This window comes from Alloalcanivorax balearicus MACL04 (assembly GCF_025532145.1).
Taxonomy (GTDB): domain Bacteria; phylum Pseudomonadota; class Gammaproteobacteria; order Pseudomonadales; family Alcanivoracaceae; genus Alloalcanivorax; species Alloalcanivorax balearicus.
This window is the reverse complement of record NZ_ARXS01000047.1, coordinates 1-9,512: the sequence shown is the minus strand read 5'-3', so window position 1 is coordinate 9,512 and position 9,512 is coordinate 1. Positions and strand designations below refer to the sequence as shown.

The following is a 9,512-nucleotide window of genomic DNA, read 5'->3' as shown; positions in this document are numbered from 1 at the left end:
GGATTCGCTTGCAGGCAAGCTCCCACAGCGGACTTGTAGCGCGGGCCTCCGTATTTATGTCCCCAATGGAGGGTAACCCCCTCTGAATCACGATGAAGAAAAAATTTCCCGCCCCGGGTTCAGAAATCCCGAACGGCTTCGTCTTCTCCGGCAGTGCAATCTAAATCATTTTCATTCGCAGAATTGCCACAGCACAGGAAACCGAACCGCCCATGAGTCTGAACCCCTTGCGTGCCGCCCTGTTCGGCGCGGTCATTCTGACTTCCGCCGCCCAGGCGGCATCGTTGAACCTGCCCGCCCAGTCCCTGGATCAGGCACTGCTGGATCTGGCCGACGCCACCGGCGTCACGCTGATCTACGACACCGCCCTGATCCGGGGCAAACAAAGCCCGGCCCTGCGCGGCGATTACTCCACCACGGCGGCGCTGGACCAGTTGCTGGCCGGCAGCGGCCTGCGCTACCGGCGCAACGATGACGGCAGCTACACCCTGGAAACGGCCTCGGCCCAAACCTCCCGGGCCCACTCCCCGGCCCGGCCCAATGTACTGGCAGCGGTGGCGGTGACCGCCCAGGCCGCCACCAAGATCGACCAGCCCACTTTGGAAACAGCGCAGTCCATCTCCGTGGTGCGTCGCGAACAGATCGAGTCCCAGGGCTCGGAAACCGTGCAGCAGGCCCTGCGCTATACCCCCGGCGTGTTCACTGATCAGATCGGCGCTTCCAAACGCTACGACTACGTGGTGATGCGCGGCTTTTCCGACGACAGCATCGATAACATCTACCTGGATGGTCTCAAGACCATGGGCGATCCGGGAACCTTCAATTCGATCCAGGTCGACCCGTACTTCCTGGAGCGGGTGGAAGTGGTCAAAGGCCCGTCCTCGGTGCTGTACGGCCGCGCCTCGCCCGGCGGCCTGGTGAACCTGACCAGCAAACAGCCGCTGTTCGAGACGCGTCAGGAGATCCAGTTCCGTGCCGGCAGCAATGATTACCTCGGCGCCGCCTTCGACTTCGCCGGACCGCTCGGCGACCGCGCCGCCTACCGCATCATCGGCCTCACCGAAGGCGGCGACACCCAGTTTGATCATGTGGAACAGAAGCGCCATGCCATCGCGCCATCGTTCACCATTGATCTGAGCGACCGCACCACTCTGGATCTGATGGCCTATTATCAGGACGACCCGGAAGGCGGCAGTCACAGCGGCCTGCCGGCGGAAGGCACCCTGTACCGCCACAACGGGCGCTATGTTTCCCGGCATTTCTTCGAAGGTGAGCCGGGCTATGAACAGTATGAGCGTACCCAGAAAATGATCGGCTACCGCCTGGAACACGTGATCAACGATACCTTCCGGTTCCGGCAGAACTACCGCTATCTGGAAAGCGACGTGCAATTGCAGCAGGTCTACGCCTATGGCTGGGTCGGCGACAGCAATGAGTTGAACCGCTATTTCTCCGGCGCCGACGAGCACCTCAGTGCCCATGCCGTGGATACGCAGTTGCAGGCGGACTTTGATAAATGGGGGCTGCGCCATACCGTGCTGCTGGGTTTCGACTATCAGCATCGTGACGCGGACGCTCTGTGGCTGAATGGCACTTTCCCACCCATCGACGCCTTCGACCCCGTTTATGGTTCCGGCCCCACGATGTTCCCTGCTGAAAGCCATGATCGCAAACTGATCCAAACTGGTGTCTACCTGCAGGACACCATGAGCCTCAACAACTGGCGCTTCTCACTGGGCGGTCGTCAGGACTGGGTGCGGACCGCCAATGTGAATCTGACCCAAGGCGTTCGTTCCAGCCAGAACCGCAGTCAATTCAGCAGCCGGGCCGGCGTGCTCTATCTGTTCGACAACGGTCTGGCACCCTACGTCAGTTACTCAGAGTCCTTCAAGCCCAGCACTCACGCCGATGAAGATGGCGATCCGTTGAAACCCACGGAGGGTACCCAGTACGAAAGCGGGCTGAAATACCAGCCACGTGATGGTCGCGGGATCTATACCCTCTCGCTGTTTCACATTGATCAGGAAAACATCGCTGTGCGACTGCCTCAGATTGAAATTTACAAGCCCATCGGCCAGATCCGTTCCCGCGGCGTGGAGCTGGAAGCGCAGACCATGGTCACCGACCAACTGGCGCTGCAGGCCAGCTACACCTATACGGATATCCGCTACCAGGACGCGGAACAGGACATCGAGGGCAACCGGGTCAACCAGGCACCGCGTCACCAGGCTGCTCTGTGGGGGCAATACCGCTTCAACGACGGCGCTCTGGAAAGTCTTGATGTGGGGCTGGGCGCCCGAGTCGTCACCGACATCGTGGCGGATCGCGCCAATACTCGAACGGTGCCTTCCTACACTCTGTTCGACGCTTCCCTGGGCTACGATCTGAGCCGTATCGGCCTGCACGGCATGAACCTGCGCGTCAACGTCAACAACCTGACGGACAAGGAATACGTAGCGTCCTGTTATTCCCTCGATTACTGCTACATGGGCGCCGAACGCAGCGTCATGGCCACACTCACTTATCGCCTGCGTTAACCCCTGGTCGACGCGCCCTTCTTTCCGGTTTTTTCTCAAGAGGGCGCGCATCGATTAAGAAACCCGATCATACCGGTCGGGTTTTTTCTATTTTTCTTATCCTTGTCCGCCCCCATCTTATAGCCATCCCGGTAACCATACTCTGTTGCCGAAGTGAGCATGGCGTTGCGCAGAATCGGGCAATGATCTTCCGGATCCGTTCTACCGCCCGCATCAGGCCAGCGCCTATAGTGCCCGTCGCCGGCATCGTCCGGCCATGAACCCTGGAGAAACGACGCCATGACCGTGTTGCCCTCAACGCGGCGAGGTCCTCTATTGCTTATCGCCGCGTCCAGTCTTGCCCTGCTGACCGCCGCCGCCCACGCCCAACCCGCCGTGTCCGTGCCCGGTCTTGATAGCGAACCGCGCCTGGCCATGTTGCCTGGCGAAGAACAACGTCCACGCCGCCCGCGCCCGCAACCTGAACAGGAGCGCCCGGCCGCGTCCTGGTCGGTGGCACTGGACAACGACATTCTGGTGCCCGGCTCCCGGGATCAGGACTACACCTACGGGCTGAGCTTTTCCTATACCGGCGCCCGGGCCGCCGATGCCTGGTTCTCCCTGGACCGGCCGCTGGGGTGGCTGGACCGGCTGGTGGGGGTGGACGATCAATCACCGGAAGGCATCGACGGCCACAGCATTGAGTTCGGCATGCAGGCGTTCACGCCAGAAGAGGTCAAGATAAAAGACCTGCTGCCCGGTGATCGCCCCTACGCCAGCCTGGTGTATTTGTCTTCCCACCGGGAGCAGATCGACCGTGCCCGCGACCTGGCTTGGCACACCAGCTTCACCGTCGGCGCCCTCGGCCTGCCGCTGGTGGGCGAGGCGCAGAACACCGTGCACCGGATCACCGGCAGCAACCGGGCCCGGGGCTGGGACCATCAGATCAGCGACGGCGGCGAACCCACCGCCCGCTACACCGTGGCCCGGCAAAAGTACCTGACACCAGGCCGCCCCAATCTGGAAGTGAAAAGCACGCTGCAAGGATCGGTCGGCTATCTGACCGAGGCACGCTGGAGCCTCAGCTTCCGCGCCGGCCGGTTACGCAGTCCGTGGTGGCGGTTCAACCCGGAACTGGCCCGCTACGGCGAAGGCGCCAGCTACGCCAATCCGCCCGGTGGCGTTCAGGAGCACTATGTATGGGGTGGCATCGGTACCGCCGCGCGAGCTTACAACGCCTTCCTGCAAGGCCAGTTCCGTGACAGCGATCTTAGCTATGACCATGATGAAGTGCGTCATGTGGTGGGCGAAGCCTGGCTCGGCTATACCCTGGCCTGGCACAACGGCTGGCGCCTCAGTTATGTGCTGCGCGCGCAGAGCTCCGAGCTGAAGGACGGCCCCGGAGACCGCCACCTGCTGTGGGGCGGCATGGTCATCGCCCATACCTTCTGATCCGAACCGGCAGCCAGTTCACGCAAGACCCGTCTCATCTCCCATTGCTAGCGCCGGAATTCCGCCCGGTTCTGGAACGCTGGGTGGATCTGGTGCAGGGCATCGACAGCGCCGAGGCCCTGGCGGATCGGTACTGGGAGGAAGTCTATTCCAAGGTGGATGTGAGCCAATACGGCTTGTGATCCGATCTTCGTTAATTCAGAGAAGACTACGAAGCCGCTGTGGGATTCGCCTATCACAGCCCCCTGACTCTTGGCGGAAGGTGATTCACGAAGCCGTCTGTTCTCCCACATGGCGGGCCATGAGGTCCGCCAGATCCGGGGTGCTACCGAGGTATTCCAGCAGCTCGATCTTCAATTCAGGGTAACGCTCCCGCGCCTCGCGCACCTGGGCGGGGATATCCCGGGAAACATGTTTGCCGCCGTTGAAGAACATGGGATAAACAAAAACCCGCTGCACCGGCTGGTGGGCGAGTTGCTGAATCGCTTCATTCAATGACGGGCTCGCCAACTCCAGGAAGCAGGGCGCCACGGCGACAAACTCGGAGCAACGCCGTGCCAGTTGTTCCACCTGTGAGCGAAATTCATCGTTGGCCGCCGCGGCGCGGCTGCCATGGGCCATGACGACCAGTGCCTTGCTCATAACGCTCTCCGGATTCGGGACGATTATAATAACACTCCCGGCCTCGTACCCCGGAACGGCGCCACCAGTTCGGCCAGGCCCTCCACCTTGATGATCATCGCCAGGGCCATCAGCCGCCCCAGCTCGCCCTTGGGAAAGCCCTTGTCGGCGAACCACAGCAAGTAGGGTTCCGGCAGATCGATGACCGGACAGTTCTGGTATTTACCGAACGGCATGGTGCGCTGGCACACCGCTTTGAGATCCTCGGGTTTGAATTCCATGACGCCCTCTGTTTCAACCGTGCCGGTAGCATACATACCGGCCCCGGCTAGCACGAGGAACAACCGCTGCCTTCTCCCCGGCCCTCGGCGTTGGCCTGACGCAGGATCGCCATGGCGCTGTGACAAAACAACGCGGCGATCGCCACCGCCACCGCCAGATCCGGCCAGCGGCTGCCACTGGCCATTACCGCCAGACCGGCGCCGATCACCGCCACATTGGCGACGGCGTCGTTACGGGAACACAACCATACCGAACGGATATTGGCGTCTCCCTGGCGATAGCGCATCAACAACACCAGACTGGTCAGGTTGGCCGCCAGCGCCAGCAAGCCGATGCCCGTCATGGTGTGCCCCGGCGGCGGTGCGCCGTTGGTCATCGCCAGCAGACTGTCCGCCAGCACCAGTAGTCCCAGCAATAGTAACGACATCCCCTTGATCCGCGCCGCCCGCAATCGCCAGGCCAGAGATTGCCCCAGTGCCCACAGCGTCAGGGCATAAGTGGCGCTGTCGCCGAGGAAATCCAGCGCGTCGGCGCGTAGTGCCCGGGAGCCGGAGAACCACCCCACCAGCGCTTCCACCACAAACAGGGTGATATTGATCAGCAGCACCGCGATCAGTACGCGGCGGTAAGCCGGGGGTGCCTCCGCTTTCAATTCCGGTTCACAACATGTCATGGAACCACCTCCTGTCAGCGATGCAGCACGCAGACGTGCTCACTGTCGCCGCGCTCCACCTGCAAAGTGGTGTGTTCAATACGGAAACGATGGTGCAGCTCGTCGGCCACGCCATCGACAAAGGCATCATCGGCGCCGTTGGGCATCACCAGATGGGCGGTGAGGGCGCTTTCCGTGGTGCTCATGCCCCACACGTGCAGATCATGAATATCCAGCACCCCGGGCTGATCGCGCAGCCAGGCCTCCACTTCGTCCAAATCGATGTGCGCCGGCACCGCGTTCAGCGCCAGTTTCAGCGATTCCCTGAGCAGCCCCCAGGTGCCGATCACGATGACCACCACGATCAGCAGGCTGACCACCGGATCCAGCCAGTTCCAGCCGGTCAGCAGGATCGCCACGCCGGCGATCACCACGCCCAGGGACACCGCCGCATCCGCCGCCAAATGGAGAAACGCGCCGCGAATATTGAGATCGTCCTTGCTGCCCTTGACGAACAGCCAGGCCGAAGCGGTGTTGACCAGAATGCCGATGGACGCGACCACGATCACCGTCATCGACGACACTTCCGGCGGATCAGCAAGACGACGAATGGCGTCCCAACTGATGGCGCCGCAGGCAATCATCAGGAACATGGCGTTGGCCAGGGCGGCCAGGATCGAGCTGCCGCGCAGGCCGTAGGTAAACCGCTGATCCGGTATCTTGCGGGCCAGCAACACACCCGCCCAGGCCACCACCAGCCCCAGCACATCGGACAAATTATGGCCGGCGTCCGCCATCAGCGCGGAGGATTGCGCCAGAAACCCGTAGATGAACTCCACCACCGTGAAGCCCACGTTCAGTGAAATGGCAATGACGAATGCCTTGCCGAAACTGGCCGGCGCCTGGTGTGAGTGGCCATGTTCGTGACCATGGTGCGCATGCATCCGTTTCTCCTCTGGCTTGTGCACTATTCTAAGGCCGAATCGCGGGTTCTCGCCCTTGACGGCTACGATGTCCGCCCATTTGAATACCTGTAGCGGCTATAGCTTCAAGAGGAGACAGCATGTTTTCCATCGGCGATTTGGCCCGGGACACCGGCTGCAAGGCGGAAACCATCCGCTACTACGAACAGATCGGGCTGATGCCCGAACCCGCCCGCAGCGCCGGTAACCAACGGCGCTACACGCAGCGGCACCGGGATCGGCTGCACTTCATCCGCCACGCCCGGTCCCTCGGTTTCACCATTGATGACATCCGCGAGTTGCTGTCACTGTCCGACGATGAGCACCGGGATTGCTCTGCGGTGGATGCCCTGGCTCGCCGCCACCGGGACGCGGTCACCGCCCGTATCGAGTCACTGATGACGTTACGCCGGGAGCTGGACCGGATGATCGGCGAATGCGGCGGCGGCGAGGTGGGGCAGTGCCGGATCATCGAGGTTCTGCGCGATCACCGGTTGTGTGAGAGCGGGCATCCATTGGCCTGAACGCGCCCATTTCCCGGTGTCGGATGAGGACCGTCCAGGCCCTCACCACGGCCTTGCCCAAAAGGTCGCAAGCTTGACCCAAAAGCGCTAGAATCCGCCCCGCTGATTCCTGCCTTGGAAGTCCCCTATGACCGCATTGCTACTTATCCTGGTGGCTCTCGGCTTCCTGTCCATCGTCGTCGAAGACGTGGTTCACATCGACAAGGCCAAGACCACTCTGTTTTTCGGATCCCTGGTTTGGGTTCTGTTCTTTATTGCCCCACCCTCTCATCTCACCCATGAAGCCCTGATGGAGCAGTTGAACGACCAGCTCCTCGATATTGCCACCTTGTGGCTGTTCCTGATGGCGGCGATGACGTTTGTCGCTTACCTGTCCGGGAAAGGCATTATCGACGGCATCGTCAACAAGCTGATGCCCTCGCGCATGTCCGAGCGCAAGCTGATGATCATGACCGGGCTGTTCGCCTTTCTGTTCTCCTCCATGGCCGACAACATCACCGCCACTCTGGTGTGCATCGCGGTGTTGATGAACCTGCGGCTGCCGGCTAAGAAGTTGCTGCGCTATGTGGTGCTGGTGGTGTTCTCGGTGAACGCCGGCGGAACCGCGCTGATCACCGGTGACGTTACCACGCTGATGATCTTCCTCGCCGACAAGGTGGAGATCGTCGATCTGCTGGTACTGAGCCTGCCGGCCTTCGTCGCGGTCATGAGCCTGGCGTTCATGCTCTCCCTGGGACTCAAGGGCGATCTGGAGCTGGAAAAACGGGACATCACCTTCGGTCACGGCGACAAAGCGGTGGCGGCGCTGTTCTTCATGACCATCCTGACCACCATCGGCGCCAACGTGGCCTTTGGTATTCCGCCGGTGCTGACCTTCCTGTTCGGGCTGTCGCTGATGTTCATGGTGGTGCAGTTCATGAACAAGGACGAGCCGGTCCTCGATTACATCCGCAAGATCGAGTTCGACACTCTGCTGTTCTTCCTCGGTGTGCTGCTGCTGGTGGGTATGCTCAAGGAACTGGGCATCCTTGCCTATTTCCCGAAGCTCTACGACATCATGCCGACCCTCGCCGCCAACTACGTGGTGGGCATGGTCTCCGCGCTGTTCGACAACGTGCCGTTGACCGCCGCCTTGCTGAAATCCGGTATCGAGATGACCTTGCCGCAATGGCTGACCCTGACCTACTCCGTGGGCGTGGGCGGCTCTCTGCTGATCATCGGTTCCGCCGCCGGAGTGGTCGCCATGAGCAAGGTCGAGGAACTGACCTTCGCCAGCTACCTGCGCTACGCCGGCTATCTGTTCGTCGCCTACACCGTCGGTTTCTTCGGCGTGCTGGCCATCGGCGTCATGCTTTGAGTCCGCTCAGTTCCCTGGCTGCCACAGCAGGGAACTGACGCTCACCTCGCCCATGCGGCCCGCGAACACCCGGTCCGCCGGCTTGCCGGCGGCACCGGCACACACCAGTGCGGGGAGCAGATGCTCTTCGCGCGGGTGACTGAACGTTCCACCGGGAGCCTGACGCCAGGCACACAACCGTTTTCCCCGCTCTTCCTCGTCCCAGTCCCCGTTCTTGCAGGTCTGCCGCAGCCACTGCTCGAAATCCCGATTGGCATCCAGCGCCTCCGCCGGATCGCCACGCCCCATCAACACCGCCATGTTATGAAACGAGGAGCCGGAACCGATCACCGCCACGCCCTGCGCCACCAGCGGCGCCAGGGCACGGCCCAGGCGCCAGTGCGCCCCGGCGTCCAGGGAATCCAGCAGCGACATCTCCACCACCGGCACATCCGCCTCCGGGTACATCAGCGACAACGGCACGAACAGGCCATGATCGAAGCCACGCTCCCTATCCACTCGTGCCTCGATACCCGCCTCGTGCAGCAGACTGGCAGCACGGGCCGCCAGGACCGGATCGCCGGGAGCAGGGTATTGCAGGTGGTAGGCGGGCTCGGCAAAGCCGTAATAGTCGTAGATCAGTGGTGGATGGGCACCACCGGTAAACGACGCTACCGGCGCCTCCCAATGAGCGCTGATCAACAGGATCGCCTGGGGACGCGGCGCCGCCCCGGCCAGTTCACGCAACGACGCGATCAGTTCCCGGTGCCCCGGATCGCCGAGCAACGGCAGCGGGCCACCACCATGAGTAACATAAGCAACGAATGACATGGATCACTCCCAACACGGACTGTGTTCAGAGTACGGCATCGGCGCCAGGCAAGGGATTCAGCGATTGGTGCGATTAGATCAGATTTTTTGTGGCCTGCCGTCCATGGCGGCCACCCTCCGGGACGTCGCGAGCGACGTCAAAAATCGTTCCCGACGATTCTTTGTGGCCTGCCGTCCATGGCGGCCACCCTCCGGGACGTCGCAGGTGGCGTCAAAAACGGCTCCTGCCCAACTTCCCACAGACCAGACCACGAAGCCGCTGTGGGAGCTTGCCTGCAAGCGAATTGTGCTTTCGATCCCAATAGATTCGCTTGCAGGCAAGCTTGTATGGTTTCC

The 9,512-nt window shown here is 61.9% G+C and carries 9 protein-coding genes; 4 read left to right on the top strand and 5 right to left on the bottom strand.

All coding sequences use genetic code 11. The annotated features are described in order from the left end of the window. The first annotated feature begins 212 nt into the window (after nucleotides 1–212). Together MA04_RS21300 and MA04_RS21295 are read left to right on the top strand one after the other, a co-directional pair. Nucleotides 213–2,537: a TonB-dependent siderophore receptor gene (locus MA04_RS21300; RefSeq protein WP_262462741.1), complete on the top strand. Its 2,325-nt coding sequence runs from the start codon at nucleotides 213–215 to the stop codon at nucleotides 2,535–2,537. A 279-nt stretch (nucleotides 2,538–2,816) separates the two neighbouring features. After that, nucleotides 2,817–3,968, top strand: coding sequence for a lipid A deacylase LpxR family protein (locus MA04_RS21295; protein ID WP_262462739.1), 1,152 nt, complete (start codon nucleotides 2,817–2,819; stop codon nucleotides 3,966–3,968). 267 nt (nucleotides 3,969–4,235) lie between these two features. Here MA04_RS21295 and MA04_RS21290 read toward each other — a convergent pair whose 3' ends face one another. The 4 genes from MA04_RS21290 to MA04_RS21275 are packed head-to-tail and all read right to left on the bottom strand — an operon-like array spanning nucleotide 4,236 to nucleotide 6,467. Beyond that, nucleotides 4,236–4,610: a sirohydrochlorin chelatase gene (locus tag MA04_RS21290; RefSeq protein WP_163121998.1), complete on the bottom strand. Its 375-nt coding sequence runs from the start codon at nucleotides 4,608–4,610 to the stop codon at nucleotides 4,236–4,238. 23 nt (nucleotides 4,611–4,633) lie between these two features. Further along, on the bottom strand, nucleotides 4,634–4,870 hold the full coding sequence (locus MA04_RS21285; protein WP_262462738.1) for a DUF3820 family protein: 237 nt from the start codon (nucleotides 4,868–4,870) through the stop codon (nucleotides 4,634–4,636). A 47-nt stretch (nucleotides 4,871–4,917) separates the two neighbouring features. Next, the gene (locus MA04_RS21280; protein ID WP_262462737.1) at nucleotides 4,918–5,544 is read right to left on the bottom strand and encodes a cation transporter; all 627 of its coding nucleotides are present in this window, start codon (nucleotides 5,542–5,544) and stop codon (nucleotides 4,918–4,920) included. 14 nt (nucleotides 5,545–5,558) lie between these two features. After that, nucleotides 5,559–6,467: a cation diffusion facilitator family transporter gene (locus tag MA04_RS21275; protein WP_262462736.1), complete on the bottom strand. Its 909-nt coding sequence runs from the start codon at nucleotides 6,465–6,467 to the stop codon at nucleotides 5,559–5,561. Nucleotides 6,468–6,586: 119 nt separating this feature from the next. On the opposite strand from MA04_RS21275, the gene MA04_RS21270 reads away from it, so the two are divergent. Further along, complete coding sequence (locus tag MA04_RS21270) at nucleotides 6,587–7,009, top strand: MerR family transcriptional regulator (RefSeq protein WP_014996391.1); 423 nt, start codon at nucleotides 6,587–6,589, stop codon at nucleotides 7,007–7,009. A 127-nt stretch (nucleotides 7,010–7,136) separates the two neighbouring features. Next, nucleotides 7,137–8,366 carry a sodium:proton antiporter NhaD gene (gene nhaD, locus MA04_RS21265; protein ID WP_163122011.1) on the top strand — a complete coding sequence of 410 codons (1,230 nt, stop codon included), beginning with the start codon at nucleotides 7,137–7,139 and terminating at the stop codon, nucleotides 8,364–8,366. A gap of 6 nt (nucleotides 8,367–8,372) precedes the next feature. Here nhaD and MA04_RS21260 read toward each other — a convergent pair whose 3' ends face one another. Beyond that, a complete protein-coding gene (locus tag MA04_RS21260; RefSeq protein WP_262462734.1) occupies nucleotides 8,373–9,176 on the bottom strand; it encodes a DODA-type extradiol aromatic ring-opening family dioxygenase in 804 nt (267 codons plus the stop codon). Between the last annotated feature and the right edge of the window lie 336 nt (nucleotides 9,177–9,512).

What these genes read in the sequence shown, in the direction of transcription:
- MA04_RS21300 (WP_262462741.1), top strand. Translation starts at nt 213, where the DNA reads ATGAGTCTGAACCCCTTGCGTGCCGCCCTGTTCGGCGCGGTCATTCTG.
- MA04_RS21295 (WP_262462739.1), top strand. Translation starts at nt 2,817, where the DNA reads ATGACCGTGTTGCCCTCAACGCGGCGAGGTCCTCTATTGCTTATCGCC.
- MA04_RS21290 (WP_163121998.1), bottom strand. Translation starts at nt 4,610, where the DNA reads ATGAGCAAGGCACTGGTCGTCATGGCCCATGGCAGCCGCGCCGCGGCG.
- MA04_RS21285 (WP_262462738.1), bottom strand. Translation starts at nt 4,870, where the DNA reads ATGGAATTCAAACCCGAGGATCTCAAAGCGGTGTGCCAGCGCACCATG.
- MA04_RS21280 (WP_262462737.1), bottom strand. Translation starts at nt 5,544, where the DNA reads ATGACATGTTGTGAACCGGAATTGAAAGCGGAGGCACCCCCGGCTTAC.
- MA04_RS21275 (WP_262462736.1), bottom strand. Translation starts at nt 6,467, where the DNA reads ATGCATGCGCACCATGGTCACGAACATGGCCACTCACACCAGGCGCCG.
- MA04_RS21270 (WP_014996391.1), top strand. Translation starts at nt 6,587, where the DNA reads ATGTTTTCCATCGGCGATTTGGCCCGGGACACCGGCTGCAAGGCGGAA.
- nhaD (WP_163122011.1), top strand. Translation starts at nt 7,137, where the DNA reads ATGACCGCATTGCTACTTATCCTGGTGGCTCTCGGCTTCCTGTCCATC.
- MA04_RS21260 (WP_262462734.1), bottom strand. Translation starts at nt 9,176, where the DNA reads ATGTCATTCGTTGCTTATGTTACTCATGGTGGTGGCCCGCTGCCGTTG.